This window comes from Aeromonas sp. TW 6 (assembly GCF_013168745.1).
Classification (GTDB): Bacteria; Pseudomonadota; Gammaproteobacteria; order Enterobacterales; family Aeromonadaceae; genus Aeromonas; species Aeromonas caviae.
This window is the reverse complement of sequence record NZ_JABERS010000025.1, coordinates 35,616-62,124: the sequence shown is the minus strand read 5'-3', so window position 1 is coordinate 62,124 and position 26,509 is coordinate 35,616. Positions and strand designations below refer to the sequence as shown.

At 56.7% G+C, this 26,509-nt stretch carries 28 protein-coding genes; 12 read left to right on the top strand and 16 right to left on the bottom strand.

The annotated features are described in order from the left end of the window. Positions 1 to 633: 633 nt before the first annotated feature. From HKD46_RS13515 to HKD46_RS13490, 6 genes are all read left to right on the top strand, one after another. Entirely contained in the window at positions 634 to 975 is a 342-nt protein-coding gene (locus tag HKD46_RS13515; RefSeq protein ID WP_114522808.1) for a hypothetical protein, read from the top strand. Between the two features lie 173 nt (positions 976 to 1,148). Then, entirely contained in the window at positions 1,149 to 1,787 is a 639-nt protein-coding gene (locus tag HKD46_RS13510) for a recombinase RecT (protein WP_114522809.1), read from the top strand. 11 nt (positions 1,788 to 1,798) lie between these two features. Beyond that, positions 1,799 to 2,416 carry a single-stranded DNA-binding protein gene (gene ssb, locus HKD46_RS13505; RefSeq protein WP_114522810.1) on the top strand — a complete coding sequence of 206 codons (618 nt, stop codon included), beginning with the start codon at positions 1,799 to 1,801 and terminating at the stop codon, positions 2,414 to 2,416. Between the two features lie 116 nt (positions 2,417 to 2,532). After that, a complete protein-coding gene (locus tag HKD46_RS13500; protein WP_114522811.1) occupies positions 2,533 to 3,183 on the top strand; it encodes a restriction endonuclease subunit M in 651 nt (216 codons plus the stop codon). A 362-nt stretch (positions 3,184 to 3,545) separates the two neighbouring features. Continuing rightward, on the top strand, positions 3,546 to 3,902 hold the full coding sequence (locus tag HKD46_RS13495; protein WP_171865540.1) for a hypothetical protein: 357 nt from the start codon (positions 3,546 to 3,548) through the stop codon (positions 3,900 to 3,902). Positions 3,903 to 3,979: 77 nt separating this feature from the next. Beyond that, positions 3,980 to 4,540: a DUF2726 domain-containing protein gene (locus HKD46_RS13490; protein ID WP_114522814.1), complete on the top strand. Its 561-nt coding sequence runs from the start codon at positions 3,980 to 3,982 to the stop codon at positions 4,538 to 4,540. Between the two features lie 503 nt (positions 4,541 to 5,043). On the opposite strand, the gene HKD46_RS13485 is transcribed toward HKD46_RS13490, so the two are convergent. From HKD46_RS13485 to HKD46_RS13465, 5 genes are all read right to left on the bottom strand, one after another. After that, a complete protein-coding gene (locus HKD46_RS13485) occupies positions 5,044 to 6,363 on the bottom strand; it encodes a PD-(D/E)XK nuclease-like domain-containing protein (RefSeq protein ID WP_171865539.1) in 1,320 nt (439 codons plus the stop codon). 76 nt (positions 6,364 to 6,439) lie between these two features. Continuing rightward, positions 6,440 to 7,153 (bottom strand): hypothetical protein, encoded by a 714-nt coding sequence (locus tag HKD46_RS13480; RefSeq protein ID WP_147273901.1) that lies wholly within the window; start codon positions 7,151 to 7,153, stop codon positions 6,440 to 6,442. Positions 7,154 to 7,561: 408 nt separating this feature from the next. Then, positions 7,562 to 8,287, bottom strand: a complete 726-nt coding sequence (locus tag HKD46_RS13475) for a thioredoxin fold domain-containing protein (protein ID WP_114522817.1) — start codon at positions 8,285 to 8,287, stop codon at positions 7,562 to 7,564. Continuing rightward, on the bottom strand, positions 8,284 to 8,805 hold the full coding sequence (locus HKD46_RS13470) for a hypothetical protein (RefSeq protein ID WP_114522818.1): 522 nt from the start codon (positions 8,803 to 8,805) through the stop codon (positions 8,284 to 8,286). Before HKD46_RS13470 ends, HKD46_RS13475 begins: the two co-directional genes overlap by 4 nt. A gap of 159 nt (positions 8,806 to 8,964) precedes the next feature. After that, positions 8,965 to 9,207 carry a hypothetical protein gene (locus tag HKD46_RS13465; protein ID WP_114522819.1) on the bottom strand — a complete coding sequence of 81 codons (243 nt, stop codon included), beginning with the start codon at positions 9,205 to 9,207 and terminating at the stop codon, positions 8,965 to 8,967. 163 nt (positions 9,208 to 9,370) lie between these two features. On the opposite strand from HKD46_RS13465, the gene HKD46_RS13460 reads away from it, so the two are divergent. From HKD46_RS13460 to HKD46_RS13440, 5 genes are all read left to right on the top strand, one after another. Continuing rightward, positions 9,371 to 9,691, top strand: a complete 321-nt coding sequence (locus HKD46_RS13460) for a hypothetical protein (RefSeq protein WP_114522820.1) — start codon at positions 9,371 to 9,373, stop codon at positions 9,689 to 9,691. After that, complete coding sequence (locus tag HKD46_RS13455) at positions 9,676 to 10,401, top strand: hypothetical protein (RefSeq protein ID WP_114522821.1); 726 nt, start codon at positions 9,676 to 9,678, stop codon at positions 10,399 to 10,401. Before HKD46_RS13460 ends, HKD46_RS13455 begins: the two co-directional genes overlap by 16 nt. Positions 10,402 to 10,634: 233 nt before the next feature. Next, a complete protein-coding gene (locus HKD46_RS13450) occupies positions 10,635 to 10,850 on the top strand; it encodes a hypothetical protein (RefSeq protein WP_114522822.1) in 216 nt (71 codons plus the stop codon). A gap of 75 nt (positions 10,851 to 10,925) precedes the next feature. Next, entirely contained in the window at positions 10,926 to 11,324 is a 399-nt protein-coding gene (locus HKD46_RS13445) for a hypothetical protein (protein WP_147273902.1), read from the top strand. Between the two features lie 167 nt (positions 11,325 to 11,491). Beyond that, on the top strand, positions 11,492 to 11,911 hold the full coding sequence (locus HKD46_RS13440; RefSeq protein ID WP_161507968.1) for a hypothetical protein: 420 nt from the start codon (positions 11,492 to 11,494) through the stop codon (positions 11,909 to 11,911). On the opposite strand, the gene HKD46_RS13435 is transcribed toward HKD46_RS13440, so the two are convergent. Then, a complete protein-coding gene (locus tag HKD46_RS13435; RefSeq protein WP_161507969.1) occupies positions 11,908 to 12,987 on the bottom strand; it encodes a DNA-binding protein in 1,080 nt (359 codons plus the stop codon). The two genes, HKD46_RS13440 and HKD46_RS13435, sit on opposite strands and share 4 nt — an antisense overlap. Positions 12,988 to 13,178: 191 nt before the next feature. Here HKD46_RS13435 and HKD46_RS13430 point away from each other — a divergent pair, with 191 nt between their 5' ends. Then, complete coding sequence (locus tag HKD46_RS13430) at positions 13,179 to 14,849, top strand: DUF4942 domain-containing protein (protein ID WP_171865538.1); 1,671 nt, start codon at positions 13,179 to 13,181, stop codon at positions 14,847 to 14,849. A gap of 259 nt (positions 14,850 to 15,108) precedes the next feature. On the opposite strand, the gene HKD46_RS13425 is transcribed toward HKD46_RS13430, so the two are convergent. The 10 genes from HKD46_RS13425 to HKD46_RS13380 all read right to left on the bottom strand — a co-directional run bounded on the left by HKD46_RS13425 (position 15,109) and on the right by HKD46_RS13380 (position 26,485). After that, complete coding sequence (locus tag HKD46_RS13425) at positions 15,109 to 17,652, bottom strand: TraC family protein (protein ID WP_161507971.1); 2,544 nt, start codon at positions 17,650 to 17,652, stop codon at positions 15,109 to 15,111. 82 nt (positions 17,653 to 17,734) lie between these two features. Next, positions 17,735 to 18,370 (bottom strand): TraV family lipoprotein, encoded by a 636-nt coding sequence (locus HKD46_RS13420; RefSeq protein ID WP_114522828.1) that lies wholly within the window; start codon positions 18,368 to 18,370, stop codon positions 17,735 to 17,737. 10 nt (positions 18,371 to 18,380) lie between these two features. Continuing rightward, complete coding sequence (locus tag HKD46_RS13415; RefSeq protein ID WP_114522829.1) at positions 18,381 to 19,160, bottom strand: hypothetical protein; 780 nt, start codon at positions 19,158 to 19,160, stop codon at positions 18,381 to 18,383. A 28-nt stretch (positions 19,161 to 19,188) separates the two neighbouring features. After that, positions 19,189 to 20,946 carry a hypothetical protein gene (locus HKD46_RS13410; RefSeq protein ID WP_114522830.1) on the bottom strand — a complete coding sequence of 586 codons (1,758 nt, stop codon included), beginning with the start codon at positions 20,944 to 20,946 and terminating at the stop codon, positions 19,189 to 19,191. Positions 20,947 to 21,089: 143 nt separating this feature from the next. Beyond that, complete coding sequence (locus tag HKD46_RS13405; RefSeq protein WP_114522831.1) at positions 21,090 to 21,803, bottom strand: hypothetical protein; 714 nt, start codon at positions 21,801 to 21,803, stop codon at positions 21,090 to 21,092. A gap of 110 nt (positions 21,804 to 21,913) precedes the next feature. Continuing rightward, positions 21,914 to 22,522, bottom strand: a complete 609-nt coding sequence (locus HKD46_RS13400; protein WP_114522832.1) for a lytic transglycosylase domain-containing protein — start codon at positions 22,520 to 22,522, stop codon at positions 21,914 to 21,916. Next, a complete protein-coding gene (locus tag HKD46_RS13395) occupies positions 22,522 to 23,010 on the bottom strand; it encodes a hypothetical protein (RefSeq protein WP_114522833.1) in 489 nt (162 codons plus the stop codon). The genes HKD46_RS13400 and HKD46_RS13395 overlap by 1 nt, the downstream gene beginning before the upstream one ends. 9 nt (positions 23,011 to 23,019) lie before the next feature. Then, the gene (locus tag HKD46_RS13390) at positions 23,020 to 24,405 is read right to left on the bottom strand and encodes a TraB/VirB10 family protein (RefSeq protein ID WP_114522834.1); all 1,386 of its coding nucleotides are present in this window, start codon (positions 24,403 to 24,405) and stop codon (positions 23,020 to 23,022) included. A gap of 14 nt (positions 24,406 to 24,419) precedes the next feature. Continuing rightward, on the bottom strand, positions 24,420 to 25,592 hold the full coding sequence (locus HKD46_RS13385) for a type-F conjugative transfer system secretin TraK (protein ID WP_114522835.1): 1,173 nt from the start codon (positions 25,590 to 25,592) through the stop codon (positions 24,420 to 24,422). Continuing rightward, complete coding sequence (locus HKD46_RS13380; RefSeq protein WP_114522836.1) at positions 25,592 to 26,485, bottom strand: TraE/TraK family type IV conjugative transfer system protein; 894 nt, start codon at positions 26,483 to 26,485, stop codon at positions 25,592 to 25,594. The genes HKD46_RS13385 and HKD46_RS13380 overlap by 1 nt, the downstream gene beginning before the upstream one ends. Between the last annotated feature and the right edge of the window lie 24 nt (positions 26,486 to 26,509).

The window sequence follows — 26,509 nt, the reverse complement described above, 5'->3', positions numbered from 1 at the left end:
CCAGGAATCGCATGCGTTTCCTGGCGTTGGTTTCTGCCTTGGCGAGGGCCAAGAAATCGATTGGATCGGACATACTGAGTACAGTGAAACCAGAATAGAGCAATTAGATCACATCTTTAATCTGATTTGTATAATTTATTCACAAATTAGTCATTAGTCACACTCCTACATTCGAACGTAAGAGACGGCGATTATTAACGTTAAAAGCCGAACCTAAATGTCCCTTTAGAGGTGGGTTTTGAAAACGCTTTCTTGCGAAGTGGACGATTCCTGCGCTGAAACTTGACGTAGGCTTAATGAATGAAAAAAAATTGTTAATTGGTATTTCTTTTAAACATTAGCTTAATTGCATGAATTTTAAGGAGTTAAGTGTATAACAGGCGATCGAAATTCTTCATTTGCCCCGTAAACTAAGGGTTTTCAGCGGTTTAGCTACTCGACACCAAGATAATTTCTGACAAAATAACTAATAAGATCCTTCTCGGACATTCTTAAGCGTTTCTAGTTGCAGTCGATACTAGAGGTGCAAAACCACAAGTTAAACCTTGTGATTAACAACAACCCAACAAACGGTGCAAGACCTAAGCCCTGCCGTTGAACACCACCGACACTGCAAAGGTAACCGAGGTTATAATGAGCGAAATTACCGCTGACGCGATGAAACAGTACATGATCGGCCCCATCACCACGGGTGCTGACCTGGTGCGGATCCGCCGAATGATTGGTATGGACCAAATCACATTTGCCAAGCTCATTGGCAAATCGAACAGTGCCATCATCAAGGCGGAAGATTCCAACGTACTTCCAAAGGACATCCAATGGCTGGCCAAAGCCGTCATGATTGAGCACATGAGCAATGTGGCAGTTAAACACTTGCGTGACATGCAGCTCAACTCCAACGATTTGGCTGTCTTGGCCCGAGTCTTCTCATCCCGCCTCGTGGATGAGGTACAGGAAGAACTGAAGGACGAATAGTGCAACCTGATGGCTCGCAGAACTGATGCGTAAGAGCACAGCGAGCATCGTGTGATGCCTAAAGAGACGGCGGCCCCAGTGCGCCGTTTTTTTAATTTCCATAACTCACAAAAACGTTGAACTCTGGCGATTAACGCTGTAATGTATGTTTATCGAATGTGAGTGAGGTGGCTATGAGTATCAAAGACTCCCTCTACGAAGCCCTCAAGGCCCTGCGGCCTAAAGTGGCCAAGGATGCGGTGGCACAGGAGCGGTTTAGTACCGAGGCCAACCAATTCATGCGGGTGGTCCTGCACAACCCAGCTTCTACCCGAACCCGCACTGGCCAGCTGGTCGATATGTTTTCGACTGTGTTCACGTCGGGATTGTCCTGGGCTCCGACAGCACGCCATGTGAGCCTGCTCACCGGGGAAGATGGCACCTTGCAGCTCTACGTCCACTATCAAGGCCAAATCCGATTAGCCGGTACCAAGGGCGTCATCGAGCGGGTCACCGCGGATCTGCTCTATGAGAGCGATGATTTCACCTTTTTCGGTGCTGACAAGGTGCCTGAACTGCGCCGCAAGCTGCTCAAGGGCGGCCTGGGTGAGGCCATTGGCGGTTACACGGTCAGCCACCTGAAAACCGGTGGTGTCCATGTCGAGCTCTTTGATGCTGAGTCGCTGCAAAAGGCCGAGAATGCCGGGATGAGCTTTGGCTCTGGTGACTTTTGGACCGGCCCGCATCGGCGCGAGATGCAACGAAAATCCCTGATAAATGCCACAGCTTCCCGTTGGTTGGAGCTGAGCTACACCCTTCCTTGTCTCAATTGAGGTAAACACCTATGCGTTCGCTGAACAAAGTGCAGATCATTGGTCACCTGGGCCAGGAGCCTGAAGTCCGTCAACTGCCAAGCGGTGGTACCGTCACCAACATCACAGTGGCTACCTCGGAGAGCTGGCGTGATAAGCAGACTGGGGAAGATCGAGAGCGTACAGAGTGGCACCGAGTGGTGTTCATGGGCAAGCTGGCTGAGATAGCAGGTGAACACCTCAATAAGGGCTCGCAGGTGTATGTCGAGGGCAAGCTCCAGACTCGTAAGTGGCAAGATCAGCAGGGTATCGAACGCTACACCACGGAAATCATGGTCGATGGTTTCAGTGGCCAGATGCTCATGCTCGGGGCCAGCAAGGGCGGCCAAGGACAGAACCAGCAGCAGGGCGGCCAACAGCAGCAGGGCGGTCAGCGCCAGCAGAATACACAGGGCCAGCGCCCACCCCAGCAAACCCAGCAGGGCCAGCGCTCAAGCAATCCCAACCCGCAAGGACAGCGTCCACCCCAGCAGAACCAGCAGGGTCAGCGTCAGCAGGGGCAGGCGGGTCAGCGTCAGCAACCCCAACAGCAGCCTGAGCCGCAATATGACGGTAATTATGAGTCGTGGGATGATCAGAACTTTGGCTGATCAAGCCAGAGCTAAACCCTCAAGAGGCCCGTACCAATGCGGGCCTTTTAACATCTAACGATTGATGTCCGCCACGGATAGGCACCCCGTCATCCCCTACTCATGGGAGCGTACCGATGACCTGTAACGTGCAGCAGCAGATCAGCAAGGCCATGGAACTGATTGAGACAGCCCGCTATCGGATGGGCGTCTCGGAGTTCGTCGAAGCGTTCATCGAAACGTGGAGCTACCAACAGTCCGGGCTCTACCCTCCGGCAAAGCACATTCCCCCTGATTTGACGGAAACCGCGATGGAGTTGGCGGCATTGCTATCGAGCACCATGCTGGCGGCACCAACCGGCGATGTGCTGGGGATCCTGATGAGCGAAGTCGGGTTCTCGAAGCGGGGCACCAACTTCTACCCCACACCGCCAGAGATTGGCCAGCTGATGGCAGAGCTGATAAGCGGGGCGGAGACGAAGTCATCAAAGGAGCTTCAGCACTACGAGCCTTGCTGTGGGTCGGGCATTAACTCACTCCTGTGGCTGGAGCAACAGCTGCTGGAGCGCGGAGAAGCCGGGGTAGGGGATGTCAGCCTGTCCTTGGAAGACATCGATCGGTTAATGGTACGCTGCGCCATGCTGCAGCTCACTCACTACCTAGCTGCTCGCGATGTGGTCATCAAGTCGTTCTCGATCGTTGGCATCGACTCGTTGTCCAGGGCCACCCGAGGCATCGCCTATTATGCGAGTCGCGAAGAGGCCCAAGAGGCATTTTTTGCGGCTTAGGCCGCATCATCCAGGCGTTGAGTGGTCTGCCAGTCCGTTAATGACTTTTATCTCGAATATGCGCAATAATGAAGCTGAACGCCATGCTGAGGGGGTTTCTGTGGGTGATTTTCATAGGCATACCGATGAGCGTTTGTGCCCTACCTGGGACGCCGAGATGCAAGAGTGCTCGTGCGATAAAGTCTCGCTGCAAGGCAAAATTCTAGCCATCGTCAACGAGATCAAGGAAGCACGCAGTCAATCGCGGTATTCGTTGGCGAGGGCTGCCAGGCGGCGGTTACTGTTTACCCTCGACGTTTTCCACATGGTGCATCAGCAGCCCTATCGGATGTACCGCAGATCACAGCAAGCAAGGAGCCTCAATGATTGCTCAGCGTGAAGGCCAAACTGATAGACAGTCCGCGAAAGACAAAGCGAAAGAAGCCTCGGAAGCCTACAAGCAGGCGCTGGTAAACGAAGCCCTCGATAATGTGGAGACCCTTCTCACCAGCAATGAGGTCACGCGCTTTGATGCGATCCTCTTTGGCTCCATGCACCTACGTCTGGCCAGGGGTGAGTCGATCTGTTTCCCGCAACTCGAATGTGTTGCAACCCCGCCGGAAATTCGCAAACTCGTGACGACCCGATTGAAACTCACGGGTTATAAGTATTTTCCGTCGACGATGAGCTGGGTACTGAGGGAAGAGAAGCCGCTGGTGCCGTTGCAGCGTGAGCGGTAAGGCCAGAGCTGATCTCACCCGGCAAGCGGAAGTTACAACGGGCTCATGATGGGCAATGAAAATCATAAGGAAGCGTGATGAGCATGACAGTGATTGCAATCGTGGTGCTGGTCGTAGCGGTGGTGGGGCTGCTGCTGGGCATGGACAAGGGTAAGGGAAAGGGGAAGGACACGGCAAAGCTCGATACGGCATTGACGTATGAAGTGCAGGACGGACTCTTTACCGACGGCGAAAAGTCGTTCCTGGTTGCGTTGGAGAAAGCCGTTCAGGGCCAGGCCCGCATTTACGGAAAGGTGCGTGTAGCCGACGTGCTGCGGCCTACCCAGAAAGATAAGAAACTCTGGCAGAAATCCTTTAACCAAATTTCTGCAAAGCACCTGGACTACTGCTTAACAGACAATGACTTCCGGTACCTCTGCGCCATCGAGCTGGACGATAAGTCACACTCCCTGAAAAAACGGATGGAGCGGGATGTCATGCTTCAAGACGCCTGCGACAGCGCCCAATTTGCGCTGGTGCGGTTCACCGCGAGATCCAGTTACAATGTCGAAGAGGTCCGGGCGAAGCTGCAACCGCTGTTGGACAAAGTTGCCGCCCGCAACGTGGTGCCGCTGTCCCCGTTAAAGGCCGTCAAATAAGCCTGACTCGATGTGAACGACCAATGACAAAGGGCTGCAATGCAGCCCTTTTTGACGTCAATTATCCGTGACCACACGGACTCATGTAAGAACTAACAAAAGCTAATAACGTCTATCCGTGATCGCACGGAGGAGTAATGCCAGTACGTGAAAGACTCTACCACATTGCCGGTCTAAGGACAGCCCAGTATGAGATGCGAGCAAATGTCCTGCGAGGACGGCGAGAGAATACCGAGGGAGCGTGACCTGGCAGGTACTGGCAAGCGAGTTGGACCTAGAGATGCGGAACGGACGTCGTTATAATGCGCCCACGTAATGGCTACCTGTGCAATTACGAACCAAAGACACAATTAAAACCCATTCTCTTGGGCAAAACAGCACATTTTAAAGGCGAGCTCCCATGCGGGGCTTGCCTTTTCTTTTGCCAATTGTCTCGGGAGGACTGTGAGGGTGATGAGCTCACCCCCAGGAGAGTCACTGTCATGGGTCAGGTTGGATTGTGGCTACCAGTCTAAAACCATGGTGGTCTGGTTGGGGTTGTAGCCGTACCAAAAATCCCGGCTCTTACAGAATTGCAGATCCTGCATCATCGAGCGGCGGTTGTTTTCAGCCCGCACCCGCACCCTCTCCGAGAACTCAAACACCTCACAGTTGTCCATGTCGGCAAACTCCACACAGACGAAGCTAAACCCGCGCAGTTGAATGCCAAGCAGCTTGGCGACGTGGGTATAGAAGGCATCCTGCAAGTCATAGCCAAGGTCGCGAGCCTGATAGGTGAAGCGATCCGGGTTGGTGTCACGGGTGGTTTTGAGGTCCACCGAGATGAGGTCGTAGCGCAGCCAGTCGAACTTGGCCTTCACGAACATGCCGGTTTCCGGATCCTGAGCAATCATGGTCAGCTCCGCGATACCGTCACGCAGCAGGGAGTCAGCCCGCATGTGGCGGCGTACCGAGTCACGGGCGCGATGGGCGTCCTGATAGGTGATGGGGTCGAGCACGAACTCATTCATGTAGGCGATGCAGGCGGGCAGGGTCATCACCCGCGCCTCATGCACCGCTTGCAGGTTGTGATGTGTCACCAGTGTCGGGTCGATGACGATCAACTGGGCATACAGGTCGTCCAGATCATCGCTCACCGGGGTGAGGCCCTTCTTGGTGCAGGCACTCTCGTAGTCCTTGAGGGACAGCAACGCCTCCGGATAGTCAGCCGGGTTGGGCTTCATCCACGGCAAACCGAGCTTGCGGAACCGCTTCATCAGGTGCTCATGGGCCAGCACATCGAAGATCTGGTCGGCCATGGCCGGGTCGGCTGCCAGCAGCTGCTCAATCAGGCCGGATTTGAGCGTGCCCTTGGGCTTGAGCCCACGCTTCTCGATGGCGGCCTTGAGGTCAGCGACGGTATGCAGCGCCTGTGGGTAGTCGATGGGGTTGAGGTGATACCAGTAGAGGTCGGCGCAGCGCTCAGGCTCAAGGATGAGGCCATGGGAGACAGTCCCGGTCATAAAGGCGGTAGCGGTGGAGGCCGACTTGGCACGGCTCAGGGGAGCCACATACTCGCGATAGTAGAGTGCGGGTGACTGAGCAAATTTCTTGAGCTTGGAAGAGCTGAGCGCCGGGATGGCGTGATAGTCATCGTTATCCACGTCGGCATAGATGCCAGGGACCGGGTTGCCCTCGCGGTCGAGGAAGTTAGGGGTATTCCACTCCGAGTCATAACCCGGCTTGATAGCGTTTTGGAGCAGGGTGCGTGCGCCACTGGCAGTGGCTTGCTGACCGATAATCTGCGAAGAGAATGTCGGTTGGTTGGTATCAAGACTGCTCATCATGCTATCCATAAAACCCCCTGATGTCTGTTTGATAAATATTACCAACAGATAAAAACGCCAGCAAGCAATATTTCTATAACCCGAAGTCATTAAAGTCAAAGGCGCAGGCTTTGGGCTTGGGCGGCTCATACAGGGTCAGGATTGTGTCGGCTAGACGCGGGTTACCAGCCGCCTCCATCAGGGTTTCGATGGTAGAGGGGATAGCCTTCACAGAGCGAAAGCGGCGCAGGGAGCCCGATAAGGTAGCGGTGAGGCGCTGGCGCTCCTGCTGGCACTTCTCAACGATGCCGTTATGCGCCTCCAGCAGCCGGAAGTAACCGCTGAAATCGGTCGGGAACGGGAAGCGGGAGTTGATCTGCCATTTCATCATGAACCGGATAGCGACGTTGAGCATGAGCCCTTTGATGGTCCTCTCGTTCTGCTCGACTCCGCCGTAGCACTCGGCGTTCTGGTAGTCGATGGCGGCATCCAGCTGCGAGCGGTCAATCAGCGCGTAGGTGTACGGCTTGGTCTCTTTATAGCGGGTCAGCCCGATGACGACGGCGGCCACGTTGGCAACAGAGCGGTCGGCCGTGGCGGACGGCACCAGATCATAACCCACCTCGTTACCGTGGTAGGTGAAGTCGTCGCCGTAGTAGACCAGACAGCCCTGCACATGCAGGCCGGTGGCGTTGAGCGCCTTGATATAAGCCGTGGGGGAAGGGTCAACCTCTGCGGTCAGCTCGTTGTTCACGCTGCGGCGCAGGATGAGCAGACAGTCTTGAGGGTTGAGTTGAAGGTCGATCATCGCTTCCTGAACAGCCTGAAGGCTGTACGGGTTGGCTTGTGCGGCATTCACGGTCTGGCCCTGGAACTGGGCGGTGATAGTAGTGAGTTCAAGACCCGCGATCATGTGACCTCCGAAAACATGTTAACTATACATAAACGCTATATGTAAGCGTTTATGAAGTCAAGCGGTTGACCCAGATAATCACGAAACCGGGTGCCAAGGATTGGAGAAGGCTGCCACCAGGGAGCACGGCGCGTAGCTGCCGTCCTTCGTGGACTCTGAGCCTGTCCGCGCGGCCGACGAGCCGGGCCTGGAGGAGGGCGTAGGTCGGACAAGACGCCCTTGATGGCCGCACCCGGAGTGAGGTGAAAACGGAGAAAGAAAAGGGCCCCGCGAGAAGGCCCTTGGAGGAGTGAACGCGCAGGATCAAGCGGTGGGAACGGCCAGCATTTTGATAATGTCCTCCACGGAGTGATAGCCCGTCACCAGATGACCACCAGGCAGCATTAGGGTCGGGGTACCTTGCAGGCTGACCTTCTGGCCCAATGCCCACCCCTTATCAACTGCATTGCCCTTGGCGCACTTGGCGTTCGGCACCTGTCCGCCAAGGAACAAGGCGGAGATGGCTTCACGCGGATCGGCCGCGCACCACGCAGAGCTCATGTTTTCAAAGCTAGGGGTGCCGGGACCACTGCGGGGGTAGGCAACGTAATGGACAGTGATCCCCTTGGCGGTGAGCTCAGGCACTTGGGAGTGGAATTTTTGACAGTAACCGCATGTCACGTCAGTGAAGACGACCACACTGGCCTTCTCTTTGGGGGCCTTGAAGGTCATGGCAGTGCCGTCGGCAATCATCGTTTCGGCCTGCCGCCAGCTCGCCGCCACCGTCAGGTTGGTCGGGCGGTTGTTCTTATCGAACTGCACGGCTTGGCCAAACAGCATGATGTCGCCGTCCGGGGTGGCATAGACCGTCTCACCGTTGATGGACATCTCGATGAGGTGCTTGCTCAGGCGCTGCACTTTGTCGACCGCGATGTTGCGGGCTTTCATCTTGGCGGCGATGGCGTTGAGTTCCGTGTCGTCAGATGCTGCCGTGACGGTGCCCGCCATGGACAGCGAAGCCAGCAGCAGAAAGGTGAGGGTTCGTTTCATGCGGTGGCCTCGGGCATGGCGCTATTGTGTTCTTCGAACATCACAACCAGCTCCATGGCCAGTTGGGAGTCAGCGCGGGCGTGGGTGATCAGCTGGGGTTGAATCCCATAGTTGGTGACGAACACGTACCAGCTCCCGGCGAAGATCTCCACCTTGACGTCCTCGCTGGACATCAGGGTAAGAGAGCGGCGGTACATGACCTGGCCAAAGAGCCGATCTTCCACCACCACCTGGTTATCCGGCGAGAAGAAAACGTAGCGGTTAATCATCACCGCAAAGGTGATCAGCACGGTGAGCACGAAGAAGCACATCTCGACGGTGGCACTGGGAGCCGCCTTCGTCAGGATATAGTCCAGTGAGATCATCCAGATCAGGATAAGCCAAACGATCGCACTGACAATCACCATCGAGAAAAGCAAGGGTGACGCAGTGACGGTCCGGGTTCTCACCTCGATGGGGTTCAGAACAGGCCACTTCTGGTGCTGCTGGGGAGTGGGCTGTCCCTCATTGCTGTGCATAATTACAACTCCTTTCACAAATACCGATAACTAATGGTGGGCGTCATCGTTATCTATATCTAACGCCGTGGTAACACATTCGTGGATAAGACCGTTTACCCACCGCCGCAAACCAAAAGGGGGCTATGAGCCCCCTCTGTCCGTGACGGAAATTCGTGCTCACGCCTTCTGTGCCAAGGCAGCGATGGCAGCCTTCCAGGTTAGCTGAACCCGGTTCTTGCGGTAGAGCAGCAGGGTTCCGGCGAACACGATGAGCGACGCGGTCATCATGTTGAATTGTTGGTTGGACAACAGAAAACCGAAGCCGACCGCCAGCAGACCAAACAGCGAGAGGAGGAAAAACGCCTCCGGAGCACCACTGGAAGGATTAGAGACAGTTTTCTTGGAGGGAGCACTTTTCATATCAAACCCCTTTTTTACAGAAACGCATAAGATTATCGTTAAGCATCAGTCTTATATCAATATAAGATGAGCGGGCAAAATAGGCTAGACAAGGATCTCTGTCGCAAGTTACAACGATGCGTGTTGAGGATGGACCCTTGCCATTGACCAAAGGGGGGAAGACATGGAGATAGCGACACTACTGCTCGTCTCGACATTGGCGGCGCTTCCGCCGGTCGATCTCAATAGCGACCATCTGTGCGATCCGGTGACGTCTGAGGAGTCGCTGCCAGATGTGGCAGAACGGTTGAAGCTGGAGTGGTTGTCCAGGGCAGACACGGTAACGGGTCACACGGCGCTGGGAGAACACGACCAGGGCACAACCCTATCCATTGAGTCGGTGACTGAGACAGCGGTGACGACGGTGCAGCCACAGGCTGACGTCCGCTATTCCCAGTATTTCGACCTCGATAGCGAAAGGAAGTATCTATGCGTATCAGACTAGCGGCGATAACTGCGGGGCTATTGGTCTGCGCCAGCACGCAGGCCAGTAACTCTATGAGTGATGCGTGGAAGCTCTATGCGCCGATGATGGTGGCGGAAATCTATGCCATGTCATCACCAACGGATGACAACGTAACCGTGATGCAAGCCCGAGGTGACTACCTGCTGACAAACCTTGGGGTACAGCCCAACAAGCGCATCCAGAGCATGACCCAGGCTATCAGTGTGCTGGTGACGTCCGGCAAGATGGACGGGTCAATCAGCGACCTCAAAGACGTGGGACTGCTACCGGAGTTACTGCCTGACTTGCCCCAGGATCAGCCACTCACTGAGGTATTCAGCCATCCGTCCGCCTTCGCCAGCATCAAAGAGTGCATTCTGCAGGGTGAGTTCGGCCAGCAAGCTATGTGTCAGGCACTGGGGTTCTATCTGTCCGCACTGCGCTATGAACCGGCGCGACGCGAGGTGGCGGTCCTGAAGGATGAGTTTCTGAACACCACCGGGATCTACCCGACCATCATTGAGCTGTCACGTTATCTGGTGCGGCTACCTGACCAGCAAGTGGACGACAACTTAACCGTCGCAGCGTCGGATACGCTGACCAATGAGGAAGAGGGTAATCCCTTCAAAGACCCCAGCATCGACCTCATGATGGCCAAGCAGGCGCTGATCAATGCGGTGCTCGCAGCGAGGCAGATCACCCAGCTGTAGTCCGCCAAAGACAATGATGCTCTCCGGGGGAAAGATTCACCCTGGTAACGCGGTGGCCAGCTGGCCAGCACAACGCAGATGACATAGGGCCCCCATGGTGGAGGCCCTTTTTTATTCTCTGAGAGCATTGATGGCAGTCGAATGATGCCAGCGCATAGGGTGAAAAATGCTCGCACAGATTGACCATAAAGGGTAAACTGATGTCATGATAGTCACAGCGAAAGGTGAGTCATATGGAGCAGGAAAAAGTGGTGCAAATTGTTAGTCGCGGGCGTAGCGTCTGGGTAACGCGAGCTGAGATTGACGAGCTGCCGCGCAATGCGTGGTCTGCCTACTGCGCATATCGGCTGAGTATGTCCCACCGGCAAGCCATTGCTGAGCTGACCCATTTCACCGTCACCTATCCAGCGTCGGCCTGGCCAAACGGCGTGGTACCCAATGTGGCCTGATAGACAGGCTCAATGCGAGCCCGAAACACAAGCAGAGGAGTAGCAGGTATGACAGAGGGAATGACTGGAGTGCGTGTGAAGGTCGAAGACCTCAGCATGGCTGAACTGAATTTCTGGGCCGGGCGAGCGCTGGGCCTGCCGGTCGTGCTGCAGGGCGATGAGGTCCGTCTGATTGGGCCGATCCCGGCTGAGTGTGAGCCTCATCTTGGCCCATACATCAGTGACCAACGTCCACTGGACTTCGTTGGCGATCCTGCGCTTGGTCATGTGGTCATTGAGTGGATTGGCTTCAATCTCACTCGGCCAACCACCCATCAACGGGAACGTCGCTGGTGGGCAGTGACGGATTGGCGCGGCGAGAATCGAGCGCATGTCTGGCAGGGCCCCGTCAGTGCCTGTGGCAGCACCGTCTCCCTGGCGGTGATGCGAGCCTTGGTTGAGGCCACATTTGGTGCGAGTATTGAGCTGGTTTAGCGGCAATGTTCAGCAGGGAGTAAAGCGATGTCGATACGTTATTGCACCCGGTTATTGAGTTTGTGGCTACAAGGCAAGATCACCGGCCACACCGTTATCTATGCGCTACGACAAAAACCTGCTGCCGTGGCAGGGAAGGGAGGAGCGTTCATTTTGAAGGAAAGGCCATGACAGCAATTGTGATAGGAAACGATGGTCCGTTGATCCAAACGACCAACTACTACGACAGTGAGGCGGCCAGTCGTGGTCTTCTTTACGTGTCATGGAATGCCAATGCGGCGCGAGTGCTGGTACCAGATAGCCAGCTGGCCATGGTGGCGGAGATGAAGACCGGAAAAGAGTGCATCGTCTCTGCCGGTCCAACGGAGAGGGGGCTTGCCTACGAATTGCTGTTCGAAGACCACACCGACAGCCCGTTTAGCGTGACCGTGGATATGCGTATGAGTGACCGCCTGATCCCCGCGTCACAGCAGGGCGGCGGGTTTGTGGTTACGGTCTGGACCCGGCACGGGCAGCAGCTCAGCCTACCGGGTCGCTATCGGAAAGTGAAAGCCCTGCCCTGTCTCGCTCCATGGGGAAAGCATTAAGCCTGTGGTTTGTCCCCGGCACTGAGGCGTCCGGCCATCAGTTCCAGTAACTCAGCGTGTTGTTTCTCAGCTGCCTGCAGTTGTCCTGCTATGCGGGCAGCATCAACGGACGCCTTCTGGGCTTCAGTAGTGGCCTCATCGGTGCGTGTCTGCGCGGTGGCCAGTGCCTCCAGTGCCCGTGTCAGCTCACCTGCCATCCTCGCCTTATCTTCCTCGGCGGACTTCGAGAGAGCCGCGTGCTCGCGCTGCGCATTCGACACCTCAAGCTGCAAGCTGGCAACGTGCTCACCACGCTCTTTCGCCACGGCTTGCTGAGCGGCGAGCTGTTCCTCCAGTCTGGTCATCGCTTGCTGGTGGACCAGCACCGCATCGTTGGCTGATTGCTCCCGCGCGGCCAAGCGTTCACGGAGCTGTGCGAGCTCTTCCCCCTGCTGTTCAATCTTGCCAGAGAGTTCCAGTCGCACGCGCTCGGTCTCTGCCTGGGCGTGCTTGGTGTCCGTTTCGTACTGCGACAGGGCAAGCTGCTGCGCCTCCTGGGCGGCGTGGGTGGTCTTCTCGGCGGCGAGGCAACGCTCCTGCAGCTGCGCCAGCTCCAGCGAGAGGGAATACTCGGTCGCCTGTGAGGCGATAAGTTGTTTTTTCAGGGCCTCCAGCTCGGTCTGGGTGCTCTCCTGCTTGGCATCAGCCTCATCCAGGGTGTGAGCCGCATCGGTCAGCTCGGCATTGAGTTGGCTCAGCTCCTCCCTGATCTGCGCGGTCTGCTCCTGGGCGTTGCGCTCGGCAAGCCGCACCGACCGGCCATGAAGATCGGAAATCATGGCGGACAGCTGCTCCGTCATGGTCGTGGTGAAAGCCGTCAGCTCCTCGGAGAGCTCAAGGGGCAGCGCCAGCTTGTCCGCTGCAGGCTGCGTCCCTTCCTTACTGTTCAGGTGATCCTGCCAGACCTTCATCAGACGAGCGGGGTTGCCACTTTTGATCTCCTGACGAAGGCCAAAACCGGTCACGGCACGGCCCTTCTCAAGTAATACGTGACCTGCGTTGATGACCTGTTTATCGGTGACATTGGCTGGACGCATGACTGACCCTCTGAAGGCTTGGAAATTGACAGGGAGAGGGTAGCACAAATCAGAAAAAACTAAACAAACAAACCAAACAAACAAAACAAACTTTAGTTAGTTTGTTTGTTTCGCTTGCCAGATTGACCATAAAGGGTAAACTAATGGTGCGGGACGGGTGGGCCGTTGACTGCAAAAATGAGGGTTTTTCGATGAGCGACCTACAGTTCTACCCAACACCGGCGGCGCTGGCTAAGAAGATGGCGTCCAAGTTCACCCGTCCCATCACCCGCCTGCTTGATCCGTCCGCTGGTACCGGTGATCTGCTGGACGCGGTCGAACAAGTCAAAAGGGTGCGCCGGAGCTCGGACTGTGTCGAGCTGGATCCCGAGCGCCGCGCCGTACTCAAGGACAAGGGCCTGAACATAGTGGGTGCTGATTTCCTCGATATGGAGCCGGTGGCCTGTTATAGCTCGATCATCATGAACCCCCCCTTTGCCGAAGGGGCCCGCCATGTCCTGCACGCTTTTAATTTCCTTTTTTGTGGTGAACTGATCGCGCTGGTCAATGCAACCACCCTCACCAACCCCTACACCGCCGAGAGGAAGTTGCTCTGCAAACTGATTGAGGATCACGGTGGCGATGTTGAGTACGTCGAAGCGGCGTTCCAGACCGACGAGACCGAGCGCAAGACGACGGTAGATTGCGCGATCATCCACCTGGTCAAGAAGAACACCGAGCAGTTCGATTTCATCCGACTGATGGACAAGACCGAGGCAAAGGATGCGTTGGGCAGCGAGCGGGTAGAGCAAGCCCGCGATCTCATGTTGCCGGGGGATGAGCTCAAGAACCGGGTCATAGATTTCACCCAGGCCGTGGAATTTATGAAGGTCCATCGGAAGGCCGAGATGATGGCGGTTCGCTTTAAGCGGCGGTTGGGCAAAGCCATCAACGACACCACAGAGGACACTCAGACCGATTCTGAGAGCGATCTGATTGAGTCGATGCACAAGGACTATCAAGCCCTTAAAGATGCGGCATGGAGCGGCGTGATGCGCAGTTTGCGCGTAACCAACCGGCTCACCAGCGGCGCACAGAAAAAACTGGAGTCCCAGTTTGAGGACATTCGCCGGATCGATTTCACCTTGACCAACATCGAGGGCTTTTTGCTAGGGCTGGTGGAGCAGCAGGGGGATATGCAGATTCAAATGCTGCTGGATTGTTTCGACATCTTCAGTAAGTACCATTTCTGCAACCGGGTACATTACAAAGGCTGGAAGTCCAACAGCCGTCATCGTACCCAGGCATTTAAGTTGAAGATGAGCCGGATCATTCTACCGGCGTCCAACCGCTCTGACCTTCAGAGTTGGGGCGGGCTCGGTTATTCAGACCTGCAGGCAATGGCCGACATCGACAAGGCGTTTGCCCTGCTCGACGGCAAGCATTTCGAGGCGGTAGATGGTCTTCACCGCTTCTTCTACCACAACCGTAAGGTGGTGAGCGGCGAACGCTTCACTACGGCCTACTTTGATGTCCGGGTCTACGCTTCGGCCGGAACGATCCACCTCTACCCTCGTAACCCGGCTCTGCTCGATAAGCTCAATCGCTATGTGGGCCGCCATCGCAATTGGTTGCCTCACGACGAGCAGGCGGCTAGTCCCGCGTTCTGGGCGCAGTATGAAGCGGCCGACAGGGTAGAGAAGGCAATGATCTTGAAGGGGATCAGTGCTTGGGAGTTGCGCCAGATGGATTGCGATTCAGTCCATGCGCAAGAGACCCGCGAGAAATTTGAAAATGCGCTTACTGTGGCACAAGCAGCGGTCGGGGTGGAGTATTACCCCGAAGGGTTGGCGTACCAGGAAGAACTGTTGCTGATCGCATAACCTCAGTGTCCGGGTCGGAAGCTGGCCAGCAGAAAGGGGCGTTGAGCCCCTTTTACATAACTGCCAATGGATGTTCCAAGGGGATGTTACAGCGCCTCATCATTGACGTCTCTATTCCCCTGAGCAATCTCAATCCCGCATTCCTCGCATGATACCCATCACTGTCTCCTATAAACGAAAAAGCGGTGTATCTGAAAGCCGCCCGGCGAGCGGCTTTGATAAGCACCCAAGCCCACGGAATGGGTGCTCAGGTAGGCCGTTATCGACGCTTCTTGATCTCTTCCGTGGCGTAGATGATGGCGTCGCGCAGGTTGTAGCCCTGTGCGGTGTACTTGGCGATGATCTTCTTCTCCTCCGGATCGGTGGTATGGACGGTCATCGACCGGTCGTCCATGTAGAGGCGCATTACCTGGTAGATGCCCTCATACTGCACCAGCACCTCCGAGAACATGCCCTTGTCGGTACGGACGGACTCCATCAGATCGAACACAAACTGCGGCGCATCCATGAGCTTGTCGGACTTCAGACGGCTGATAACCGGTGTTTCCTGTGCCAGCGTGAGCAGCCACGGGCTGTTTGCGAAGATCGCCTTGCCGGTCTTGGAGGAGTAGTAGTCCGAGACCTGCTGGGTGATACACACCCCCATGGCTTGCGTTTTCCGGAACCTACGCCAACCCGCCTCGATAAATTCCGCAAAGAACGAGTTGTTCGACGTGCTGGAGCCTTCCCCGATGTACTCCCACGCCTCATCCAAGATGAAGGCGCGGCGGCGGCCATCGTCCTTCTGAAACATCGCGTCCTGGGCCTGCTGGATGACGCTCATCAGCACCACGGTCTGCAGGTGCGGTTGAGCCTTCAGTTGGCCGAGTTCACAGACGATCATGCGCGAGGTGAACCGGATGGTGGGGGCGAGCTCCCGGTCAAAGATCCGGGCGTACTTACCGCTGCGGGTGAAGTCGTGCAGCTGGGCCCCGATGTCGCGGATCCGCTGGTCCTCGTGCTCGTTACAGAGCTGGGCAAACAGCGTGATACTGGCCTTGCTCGGGTTTGCCACGCACATTTCGAGCAAAATGCGCGACATGACGCTCGACTGGTAGTTGTCGATCTTGCCATCCGGTGCCGCCATCAGCTTGAGCATGTTGGTGATCATGGTCAGCTTGAGGCTGCCCGCCAGCGTCACATACGCCTCTGGGTTGGCGTTGGTGTCCTCCATGGACTGCGGGTTGTCGTTGTCCAGCAGGCCGGAGAGGTCAACGAACGGGTCAATGGAGAAGATCTGCTCCTCGCTGAACTCAATGTACTGGCTGGAGTGGAACTGGCTGGCCAGCGCCTTGTAGGAGCCCCCGGAGTCGATGACAAACACCTGGCCACCATCTTGAGACATGGGTCGGCCTGGGACACCGGTCGTCAGCAACTGCTTAACGAGGTTACCGGCGAGCACGGATTTACCGGCACCGGAGCGGGCCGCGATGGCGATGTTGAAGGAGGCGTTGGTCTTGAAGGGGTCAATGGAGATGAGCTGCCCCTCGCGGGAATAGCCCACCAGAACGGGGTTGGCGCTATTGCCCTTCCATGGTCCATAGATGGGTGCGACACAGGCCAAATACTTGGTGGTGAAGACCTCTTGGCGCTGCAACATCCCCCGGATCTGCGGGTCGTAGCCGTGACACATCGGGAGCATTTCAATGAGCAGGGGCATCGCGATGAAGCGATCGACCCCGTAGCCATAGCCCTTGGTTTCCAGGTAGGACATCACGTTCTTGACGGCGGCATCCTGCTTACCGTCGTTGTCCAAGAAGAGGGTGGCCTGCAGCCAGCAGTTCACGATGGACTGGTTCTCCTGCTCAAGCTCGTGCTCGATGGCCTTGAGGTCTTCGAACTGGAAGCGCAGGCGGTTACTGTACTTCATCACCCCGGCCGATTCCTGGTTGGTTACCAGCACCTTGCGGGCATCGAACGCGCTCTTGGCCTTCTTGCGGTTCGGGAAGTGGACATTGAGCGAGATCAGGAAGTCTGGGTGAATGCCACCAATCCCGGTGTTCCAGTTGGAGAAGAAGTTATACATGTCTCCGACCATGGCGTAGTCGGGCCGTTTGTAGCCATTGAGTACGCGGATTACGCGGTTCTCATCCTGTCGGTTGGGGTCGCCCTGCAGTACGATCCCTTGGTTGTCCACGGTGACCATGCGGCCCGGTTGCAGCACCTGATGACGCAGGGGGATACTCGGTTTGACTTGGCACCCGCCCTTGGCCCAAGCGGTTTCCTTGCCAGGATTGAGCATCACCTGCATCCGGCGCAGCCACATCTCGTGGTTAGCGACGACGGGGGCGGACCCCATACTCTGGAGCTTCTGGACAAGGTCGGCTTTGACCTCTACCGCTTTGGCTATCTCTTCCTCTGTCGGGATCTGATTCTCAATCGGGATAGTGACCGAGTACCAGACCTCAAAGTTGCGAGCAACCAACGTGTCCTTACCGGGTCGCAACCCTTGGCTGCTCGAATCGTGCAGGTAGTCCCGGCCAAGGTCGGTCAGCAGCTGCTCGAACTCCCAGTCCTCCCGCTCCATGCGGCCACCGCGCAGGTTATCCCAGTTGTTGAACACCCCGATCATGTCTCGGTTCGCGGAGAGCGAAACAACCATGGTGGTATCGTCGGGGTAGTTGTACGTGAACAGCGACCCCAGCAGGTTTTTCATGGCGGCTGAGACCCCATTCAGGGGCTGGCAGACAATCATGAAGCCAAGGGTCGCGGGGTCGAGGAGGAAGATCTGCTCGTCCTGGTAGTAATCCAGAACGGGGATCATCTCTCCAAACTTGCGGTGCTGGACTAGAGCCCGCTGCCGTTGAATAATGGACGAAAACATAACAACACCCCTTATGATTCAATCACTTACGCAGTAACTCGGGCGGAATTGCTACTTGGCCAGGGGTATTGGTGATCTTCTTCACACCCAGCGGGTCGACGGTGTGCGCCACCTTCTCTTTGTGGGAGAGGTTGGCGTCGGCATCTTGGCGGGCCTGCAACGGGATGATCTTGGCGGGCTGCTGGTTGGCGGCAGCGCCAACCAGCCAGCGCTTCGGTTCGACTTCCACAAACGCATATCCCGGCATGTTCAGTGATTGCGCATCATCTTCGTAGGCTGCAAACAGCACACGCAGAATGCGGGCATCGGCACGGACGGCCATCGGCTCGGGGGCAGAGAAGTCATCCCGGTAAAGGCTCAGCGAGTTGGATGGGATGACGCCAGCTGCGGGGATTTCGACAACCGCGCCACTGGCAGCTGCTTCATCACCAGTGGCACCTGTCTTTTTTCCGTCTTCGTCCTCGTCATCGTCAAGGCCATCCTGAGTGCCATCGAACAGCGAATCTTTGCTGTTGGTCATCTCGTAAACGTCTCGCGGTCCTTTACAGACATAGCCATTCGGTTTGCCAGGGCAGCTGGACTCCGACTGACCGATGATGGAGCAGCCTGCCATTGGCAGGAGCAACATGAGCAACAGGGTTTTGGCTGAATTTCGCATCGTGCTTTCCTTACTTCGATACTACGGATTCATCAGAGGATTCATCAGACGGACGACGCTCGTTCAAAAACGCCAGTAAATCATTCGGGATCCCAGGTTGTGCCAGGCCATCAACGCGCCAGATAGCCGGGACGCCTTTCAGGTTGAAGGTGCGGGTCAACATGGTGTTGAGCAGTACCCGTTGCCCCTTGCAGGTTGGCTGCTCGGGAAGCTCGGGGTAGGGTTTCCCCTTCATCAGCAACTCCACCACCTCGCGGCCCTTGTCGTAATCCACCTCGTAGGTACACCACAAATTCAGGGCGGTCTTAATGGACATTTGCCCGGCGATGGGGGTGAGCATGATTTCGACGTGGACCTCGTCGCGGTGCTCGGAGAGCTTGCGCAGGAGGTCCGTGCAGGACGCGCAGTAGGGGTCAACCATGATCCGCGCCTGCAGCGGCAGCTTCGGGTTGCCATAGGGAATGGTGCCGATGTCCACGAGGTTGAGCCCCATGTTCGCCAGCGTGAGGTATTGGGCATCGACCGCATCATCCACGGTCTTGATCTGTTTATTGGTGAAGACATCCTGCAGGTATCCCTTGAGGAAATACCTGCCGTTGGTGCTCACGATCACATCGTTGCCATTTTTATCCTTGGCAGCGACCAGTCCATCCAGCGGAAGTGGCACGGATTTCACCACGTTCTTTGCCACGGCTTCCTCAGAGTCCGCGGGGGACACGGAGGGGGCCTCAGCCTGGGAAAAGCCGCTCACCAGGAGGGTCAATGCCAGTAGTACCGGTCGCTTCTTCATCACGGTGCTTCCTTTCTGTTGTTAGCGATTAGTCGTCGCCATCGTCGTTATCGTTATCGTCGTCGTCGTCTTGCTTGGTATTGATGGTGTTCGGGTCAATCTTGGTGCCGTACTGGACCAGCGCCTCGTTCAGATAGGCGATGGAGCCCTCGTCTTTGAAGGTGATGACACCGCGATCGCCAATCAGCTCAAAGCTGAAGAAGTGGCAGTCCACCTCCATCGCAATGCCGGGCACCTCTTGAGGAGTGATGTCGTACTGCGCCATCAGCTCAGCAATCTGCTGTTTGAGCTCAGGGGTGGAGAGCCCTTGCTCATTGGCGGCGGCTTCAACGCGAGCTTTGTGCTCCATGAACTCGTCCAGCATGTGCGGTTTGTTGAGGGCACTGACCAGCTTGAGCTCATTGCGGGTGCGCTTGATGATCGCCCCGGCCACTTGGGAGTGGGTCAGGTAGACCTTGTTGGCGTCACGCAGCAGGCGCTCGATGGCATTGATGATGTGAACCCGCACGCTGTTACGGCGCGAGATGATGTCGGAGATCTCAAGCTGGTTACCGTTGATCTGGTAATAGCTGTCCGGGGTGACCACCAAGCCTGCCGTAATTTTGCGGGCGCGGCCTTGGATAAGATCGACGTTGCCCTTGACGTCCGGGGCGGACGATTCGGGGTCGGTCATGCCCTTCATGAAAGCGTTAATCGCCTCCAAAGCCTTGGGCTGGTGGAGGGTGATCGCCAGCGAACGCGCGTCGATCGCCGCTTTGAAGAAGTGGGTGTTGATGTGCGCCCGATCAGCTTTGCGGCGGCCGTAGGCATTGCGAACCAGCATGGCGGCAGGCTCACGGATGTCTGCGTACTGCTCACCCAGCAGGTGGCACAGGGCTTGCTCGATGATGCTGACGTCTTTGGACTTGATCCGCTGGTTGGAGCCGATCATGTGCTTGATGGTGAACACCGGCTTTGGCAGCGACACTTCACCCTTATCTGTCACGAGGGCTTCGGGCATTTTCTTGATGATGGCCCGTAGTGCGACACGTAGCTGCTCGGGGGAGAGCTCTTCGCGTTCATCGCGTTCGGTCAGCTTGGCACCTTCGGCCAGGAAAGCGTTGACCTTAGTGACGAGATCCTTGGGCATCTCAATGACGATGTCGCTGCGCACCCGCTGCACGGTGAAGAACTCGCACGGGATGACCCCGTTGTAGTATTTGAACCGAGGGTCGCGATTTTCACGATAGATGTTGGTGACCATCTCAGGAATGCCGCTACCGGGGTTCGCGTACTCGGCCATGTTCTGGTAGTCCTGCGTGACCAGACCGGCCATCAGCGACAACACCTCCAGCGTGTTACCCGCCAGCTTGCCATTGCGGTTAAAGCCGGGGCTGAACTCCAGCTTGCCGGAGGTCAGCTGGCACTGGTAACCATCGACAATGACGGCGTTACGCGACTGCGCACCGGACTTCATGCACAACGCCTCATAGGCGAGGCTCTGGATGGCTTGGATCTTCTTGTCCACATCGACAGGACGGGAGATCTGCACCGCCGCATTCTTGCGATGGATGGCCTTGAATTGGTAATAGCGCGACAGGGCTTCTTCTTCGGTCGTGAACTGGCCCGCTTTGACCAGGGTATGGTACAGCAGCAGTTCAAGCGCCCGGCAGCCAACGGGGGAGGCGACTTGCTCACCACGTTCCCATTTCGAGTAGGTGTTGATGGTCGCACAGCCAAGCCGTGTGCCCATCTCCTCCTGAGTGATCACGCCGGACTTCTCGAATCGGCTCAGGTAACTGCGCATTGGTTCGAACTCCTCCCAAGTAAACAAGGGCGGCGGTAGTCGGTGTGAACCCATCTTCTTAGGGGTAGCGTTACTGTTCATTGTGATAGTCCTTACGAAACTGCTTAATATTGCCTGAAAACACCAAACATAATCAAATATCATTAGCTCTGTTTGCGAGATTCCATATCGCGTTTACGGATAGCCTGATTAAGACTTGTCATGACGGTGTCGCTGGTAATTCCGGGGTAGTTCTCGACGTAGATGGAGATCATCATGTGCGCGACCTGGATGGCCTCCATCAGCGGGACGGGCACGGCGCGGACGGGTTTGTTGTTCTCGTAGACCGAGAAGAAGACATGACGGCCTTGGTGCTCTAGCTGGAACCCTTTCTTGGGGCCGCCCTGAACGCCATGGTTATCAAATTTTGCCTTGCAGGTTTCCCCCATCCCCAGCAGCACGGCCACCACCTCCAGATACTCGGTGCGGGTGAGCTGGATGCGCGTCTTATTGCCCCAGTTGTAGGTCCGATTGGCCGGGTTGAGCATTTCCGCCGCCTCGATGGAGATGGTCAGGAAGTTTTTTCGGGTGATGTCGGGTATGAAGTTGAGGGCAGCCTTGGAACCATGAATTTTGATGCTGAAATACTCGGGATACTTGCCTTGCGCTCCATTGGCAGCCTTGGATTCCTGCTGCGGGGCCTGTGTCGCTGCACCCTGACGGCGCTGCTGGTGGACGGGCGCTTGCGTGGGGGCAGGCTCGTCTGCATAGCCGTTGTACTGCTGGTCGACGTAGTCAGACTCGTCGTAGTGAGGCACCTGCGAAGCGGAGGCAGGCACAGACGGATGCTTGAAGCCAGAACGGTGATTGGCGTACATGACAGTCACTCCACAAGTAGTTTGTAAAACGACTATAACACGCGCCTATGATTGAACGGAAGCGTTTTCACGCTCCGCTCACATTGTAGGGGGATGGATTAGGGGGCGATTCATTGCCTCGGACGGAACATGGAAGCGAAGGTGGGAGGGGAGTCCTGCAAGTCTTTGCCAGAGAGCTGGCGTGACAACATGGTGGGGATGTTGGCCAGGGACACCGGTTGGGTTTGCTCTTGGGCGAGTTGGGGCTCTACGGCTTGCAGGGACTCAGTATACCCGCCTTTGACCGGCTTGAAACCGTATTGCTTCTTGAGGCGTGTGTAGTGGGTCAAAAAGCGGCTGAGGTAGACGTTACGCTTGGAGGGCGTTACCGAGTGGTAATCACCCACCCCTTCCCAGATGACCCCTTTGCGAGCCCGGATCTTGGAACTCAGGAACCAGGTGCCGACCATGATGTTGATGCACGGGTTGTAGGTGATGTGCTTCCAGGTCAGGAATGGGTATTCCTTGTTGATGAGGCTCAGGTTGATGGTGTTGATCTGCATTGGCCCGAGGTCATAAGAGCCATTGGTATTGCGCGACATGGTGCCGACCTTGCCACCTTCCACCTTCAGGATGGTGCGGATCACCAATTCAGGAACGGCATAGGTGCGCGAGGCGGTGGAAACACACTCGGCCACGACGGGCTCAGGAACGGGGTAGGGGGCAGGGGCAGCGAACATTACTCAGTACCTTTGCTAGTGTCGGGTTCTTGCATCGGATACATCTTAAATTCCGGCGCGGCTATGACAACCGCGTTCTCGTTGAGCACGAGGCCGTGGTTCATCTTCAAGCGGGCAATCAAGTCAGCTTGAGCCTTGTTCGGGTCTTTCTTGAGCATGGCCTGTGACACGATCTCCTCGGGCTTGGCGTAGTAGATGAGCGGCGCATCGTGCAGGTCGTAGTAGGACATTGAGTGCATGGAGTAGGCCAACCAGAGCAGACCCACCAGGTTAAGCACCCCCAACACGCCTAGCACCGGTTGCCAGTTGAACTCCTTGGCGGACGGTGACGGTTCGACCACGGGGGCGGGCTCAGCGACGCTCGAGGTCGCTCGGGCAGGCTCACCGTGAAGGATGTCCTGTTCACCCGATCCCGTCTCGGGATCGTGGTGCTCGTCGCCTGGGGCATCACCGTGCGCGTTAAAGGGAGGCAATGGATGGTCTGGCATGGAAGCTCCTTATTCGATCACCGGTAAGCTCATTCCCTTCTCAAGGAAGAACGTCACAGGGGTGCCGGGTGAAATTTCGATGACTGGCCACTGCTGTTCGGCAATCGAGATCGCGTACTGAGCAAGACGGTCAGCACCACCCGAGACGCCACCCAGTACGCCGCTCTTGCCGACATCAGTCATGTCCGGTGTCTGGAAGGTGGTCTGTTCACCGGGGTTCTGGTCCAGTGTCGGGATGGCTTGTGGCTTGGTGGCCTCAGCGACTGCGGAGAGGAAGGACGCGCCAAAGGTAGTGATCAGCGCCTTACCGGCCCGTGATACCACCGTGCCACGGATCCCGTTGCGACCATCAAAATCAGACACAGCGTAGCCGATCATCCCTGTTTCCATGGACTCACCGCGCTCGTTGATGCAACTCATCGTCACCGACCGGATATAGGCCCGCTCGGAGGCGAGGTCACCGGTCACCGAGCCAATCACAAAGCAATCGGCCAGATCGGCGTTGTACGAGTTGGGCATCAGCACATCCAATTTGACCCGGATGGTGGTGGGCAGCGGGGAGGCGTTTTTGGAGAGCGCGGTGGGGGCGTCCACACCGTTGAGCATCACGCCGGAGATAATCGAGCCAGCGGGGATGTACGTTTTCGCCTTGGCTTTGACCATCTCGCGCTTTTTCTTCTCGATCTCGGGGTTGGTGGGCTTCCTATCCACCGGCCCCTGCTTTTTTCCCGCGCCGCCTGCACTCCCTGTGCCTTGCTTGCCATCGACATACTGAACCACGATGGGCGTCTCTTCGACTACACCGGTCTTTTTGATGTTGGTGATGGATGTACTGGATACGGTGCGGATCATGCCGTTGGTTTCGGGCTTGCCACGGGCACGGGAAACGCTTTGGGACTGCTGGGGCGTCAGTGTGGCCGGGGAACCATCAGCGGACACAACGCCGTTGCTGCCACTGAGGCCGGATTCGTTGGCGCGGGTGATACGGGCGTTCGAGACATTGCCGTTCACGATCCGGTTGTTACGGGTCAGCACACCGATGAGCTGGGACTGCTCGGCCATGGTTTTCTGCATGTCAGCCATTTTGGCCAGCACCTTGTCCAGCTCGCGCTTCTGGTTGGCCTCGTTCTTCTGCGTATCCCGCCGGATGTCCATCAGCTCCTTTTTCTGCTGGTCGTAGGTTGCCTGTGCTTGCTCGGCATCCACCTTTTCCAAGGTGCCGGTATCAAACACGTTGGACTCAATCAGGCTGCGGCGTGACTTCTGGACCGTCGACTCATCGTCCTTCCAATTCAGCGCCTTTGAACCGACAAACAGGATGGCACCTAGCGCAGTCACTGCGAGTCCTACCCGGACTGGCTTTTTCTTGAGTAATTCTTGGATCTTAGGGTGCATAGGGTGTACCGCCTTTACTTCACACCGGACGGGGAGGCTGCAACAGGACGGCCGCCTGGTACTTGCTGGTAGCCGTTAAGGCCGAAGCTGCCGTTCTTGTCGAGTCGCGGACGGGTCTGGAGCGCGTTCTGCTTCTTCGCCCAGTTCTTATCACGGACGATGTAGACCTCGGTGGAGGCCCCCGGTCGCAGGGTGGCGGCATCCATCACCCCAACTGCCAGGGTGTCGCGGCTCATGCACATCTCCTCTTTGATACCGGAGCTGGTGCCGCTGTTGTTGGTCACCAGTACCACATCCACCACCTCACGAGCGCCAATCATGCGCTGGCCCAACTTGTTGGTCAGAAAGTCCAGCTTGCAGGGTTTGTGATAGGCGGTGGGCACCTCCGAGAGGTTGTCAGCCATCGTGAATCCGGCTGGCACCTGCCCAAGGGCGGTGTAGCGGAGGATTTCTTTGATGCGCTCGGTGTGACGGTCAGAGCGCACGATCTCTTCTTCCTCGGTGGTGGCCTTTTCGACCAGCTCAGCTTCCTTCACCTTGCGCTGGTACTGATAGGCTTCGTTGAGCATGTCGCCGGTCATCGGGACGCGAACCTTCACGAGGGCAGGCGGCACGTCGATCGGCACAGCGGTGAGGTTGATGGCGGAATTGGGTACCCCTTGCTCCATCAGGATGAGGCCAACGGGTTCACGGCTGTTGAGGGTGACGTAGAGTACCCCGCCGTCGACTTCTAACACCGCCGACTCGTCGCTGGTCTTCACGGACACGTTCTTGTAGTTGGTCTCAATGCGGTTCATCAGGCCAATCGCAACCGGGACCATCACGTTGCCTGACGGACGCACAGTGAGATTCTGGTTGGGGGCGTACTTCGATTTCACCTTATCAGCCCACTCTTCGGTCATGCCGTCGATGGGCTCTTGGGAAGGGTTGTTACCGGAGAGCCGCTGTTTCTCCATCATGTTGAGGAGCAGGCGCTGTTCCTCGGGCAAATTCACCGGCAAGGGTGCGGGTGCGTCGGACGCCATGCTATTGGCGACGATGCCACCCACGGTGACCACTGGGTTTTCCGGGGCTGCTGTCGTCAACTTGGTGGGGTTAACGACTTCAACCGGTAGGGGACTATCTTCTGCAAATGCCGCATTACCGACGATCGCGGCAATGACCAAAGCGAGGGGTGCAAACCGCATCAGTGCTGCTCCTTGGCGTTTTCAGGATGGTTTTTCGCATCCTTTTTGTTGTTCTTCTTGAGAGGTTCCAGAATCTCACCTTCTTCGGTCACATCAGCGGCGCGGTCGAAGTGCGGGGTATCTGCGTACTGGTCCAGGTGAGTCACTACCGGCATCCCCATTTCGTTCAATCTGATAATGAACTCGTAGGTCCAGCGCGAGCGTTCAGAGCTTTCAGAGGAAGGGTTGGCGGCATTGCGCTGACCATTGGCCATGCGAATAGTCTTGTAGCCCCAGACCCAGACCATGCGGGTGGTCGGGTCGTAATGGATGTCCTGCACTTCAAACTGCTGAGAGAAGTTCGAGAGGCGCAGCTGCTCCACCAGTCGGCGCATTGCCCGTTCACTGGAATCTTGCAGACTGGGGGAGAGTAGGGAGGTGACCTGCTTGGTTACGAACTCGACGTTGCGCGGGTTGATGTTGCCGATCATGTGGGAAATGAAGAGCGCCCAACTCTCCATCCATTCCTTATTGGGTAAACCATCTTCGATACGGATCTCACCAGTCAGAACCGGTGGTTTGATGATGACCGTCGGCTTGTGGTTCATCTGCGTCCAGAGCGACATGGCCAGCATGACCACCAGGCCCACGTTCGACACCATCAGGAAGTTCGAACGCACCATCGCGGAAGACCATGAGGTATGGGCACCGTTGCGACGATCTCCACCAAACAGATTGAACTCTCGGGGAGCCAAGCGTGAAGGGGGCGTTACAGGGTCTGCTGGTGAAACGGGGGCTTGCTGTAGGGCCTCTACAGGCGCAGCCGTGGGCTCTGTGTCGCGATCACGCGAGCGGGGCAGCCCGGAAGAGCGATTGAATAATGCTCTGACAAAATTACCCAAAACATCGGACATGGCAACAGTCTCAAGAGAAGGTCT

Excerpts from the sequence above, each read along its gene's own strand:
- HKD46_RS13515 (WP_114522808.1), top strand. The coding sequence starts at position 634 with ATGAGCGAAATTACCGCTGACGCGATGAAACAGTACATGATCGGCCCC.
- HKD46_RS13510 (WP_114522809.1), top strand. The coding sequence starts at position 1,149 with ATGAGTATCAAAGACTCCCTCTACGAAGCCCTCAAGGCCCTGCGGCCT.
- ssb (WP_114522810.1), top strand. The coding sequence starts at position 1,799 with ATGCGTTCGCTGAACAAAGTGCAGATCATTGGTCACCTGGGCCAGGAG.
- HKD46_RS13500 (WP_114522811.1), top strand. The coding sequence starts at position 2,533 with ATGACCTGTAACGTGCAGCAGCAGATCAGCAAGGCCATGGAACTGATT.
- HKD46_RS13495 (WP_171865540.1), top strand. The coding sequence starts at position 3,546 with ATGATTGCTCAGCGTGAAGGCCAAACTGATAGACAGTCCGCGAAAGAC.
- HKD46_RS13490 (WP_114522814.1), top strand. The coding sequence starts at position 3,980 with ATGAGCATGACAGTGATTGCAATCGTGGTGCTGGTCGTAGCGGTGGTG.
- HKD46_RS13485 (WP_171865539.1), bottom strand. The coding sequence starts at position 6,363 with ATGAGCAGTCTTGATACCAACCAACCGACATTCTCTTCGCAGATTATC.
- HKD46_RS13480 (WP_147273901.1), bottom strand. The coding sequence starts at position 7,153 with ATGATCGACCTTCAACTCAACCCTCAAGACTGTCTGCTCATCCTGCGC.
- HKD46_RS13475 (WP_114522817.1), bottom strand. The coding sequence starts at position 8,287 with ATGAAACGAACCCTCACCTTTCTGCTGCTGGCTTCGCTGTCCATGGCG.
- HKD46_RS13470 (WP_114522818.1), bottom strand. The coding sequence starts at position 8,805 with ATGCACAGCAATGAGGGACAGCCCACTCCCCAGCAGCACCAGAAGTGG.
- HKD46_RS13465 (WP_114522819.1), bottom strand. The coding sequence starts at position 9,207 with ATGAAAAGTGCTCCCTCCAAGAAAACTGTCTCTAATCCTTCCAGTGGT.
- HKD46_RS13460 (WP_114522820.1), top strand. The coding sequence starts at position 9,371 with ATGGAGATAGCGACACTACTGCTCGTCTCGACATTGGCGGCGCTTCCG.
- HKD46_RS13455 (WP_114522821.1), top strand. The coding sequence starts at position 9,676 with ATGCGTATCAGACTAGCGGCGATAACTGCGGGGCTATTGGTCTGCGCC.
- HKD46_RS13450 (WP_114522822.1), top strand. The coding sequence starts at position 10,635 with ATGGAGCAGGAAAAAGTGGTGCAAATTGTTAGTCGCGGGCGTAGCGTC.
- HKD46_RS13440 (WP_161507968.1), top strand. The coding sequence starts at position 11,492 with ATGACAGCAATTGTGATAGGAAACGATGGTCCGTTGATCCAAACGACC.
- HKD46_RS13435 (WP_161507969.1), bottom strand. The coding sequence starts at position 12,987 with ATGCGTCCAGCCAATGTCACCGATAAACAGGTCATCAACGCAGGTCAC.
- HKD46_RS13430 (WP_171865538.1), top strand. The coding sequence starts at position 13,179 with ATGAGCGACCTACAGTTCTACCCAACACCGGCGGCGCTGGCTAAGAAG.
- HKD46_RS13425 (WP_161507971.1), bottom strand. The coding sequence starts at position 17,652 with ATGATCCCCGTTCTGGATTACTACCAGGACGAGCAGATCTTCCTCCTC.
- HKD46_RS13420 (WP_114522828.1), bottom strand. The coding sequence starts at position 18,370 with ATGCGAAATTCAGCCAAAACCCTGTTGCTCATGTTGCTCCTGCCAATG.
- HKD46_RS13415 (WP_114522829.1), bottom strand. The coding sequence starts at position 19,160 with ATGAAGAAGCGACCGGTACTACTGGCATTGACCCTCCTGGTGAGCGGC.
- HKD46_RS13410 (WP_114522830.1), bottom strand. The coding sequence starts at position 20,946 with ATGCGCAGTTACCTGAGCCGATTCGAGAAGTCCGGCGTGATCACTCAG.
- HKD46_RS13405 (WP_114522831.1), bottom strand. The coding sequence starts at position 21,803 with ATGTACGCCAATCACCGTTCTGGCTTCAAGCATCCGTCTGTGCCTGCC.
- HKD46_RS13400 (WP_114522832.1), bottom strand. The coding sequence starts at position 22,522 with ATGTTCGCTGCCCCTGCCCCCTACCCCGTTCCTGAGCCCGTCGTGGCC.
- HKD46_RS13395 (WP_114522833.1), bottom strand. The coding sequence starts at position 23,010 with ATGCCAGACCATCCATTGCCTCCCTTTAACGCGCACGGTGATGCCCCA.
- HKD46_RS13390 (WP_114522834.1), bottom strand. The coding sequence starts at position 24,405 with ATGCACCCTAAGATCCAAGAATTACTCAAGAAAAAGCCAGTCCGGGTA.
- HKD46_RS13385 (WP_114522835.1), bottom strand. The coding sequence starts at position 25,592 with ATGCGGTTTGCACCCCTCGCTTTGGTCATTGCCGCGATCGTCGGTAAT.
- HKD46_RS13380 (WP_114522836.1), bottom strand. The coding sequence starts at position 26,485 with ATGTCCGATGTTTTGGGTAATTTTGTCAGAGCATTATTCAATCGCTCT.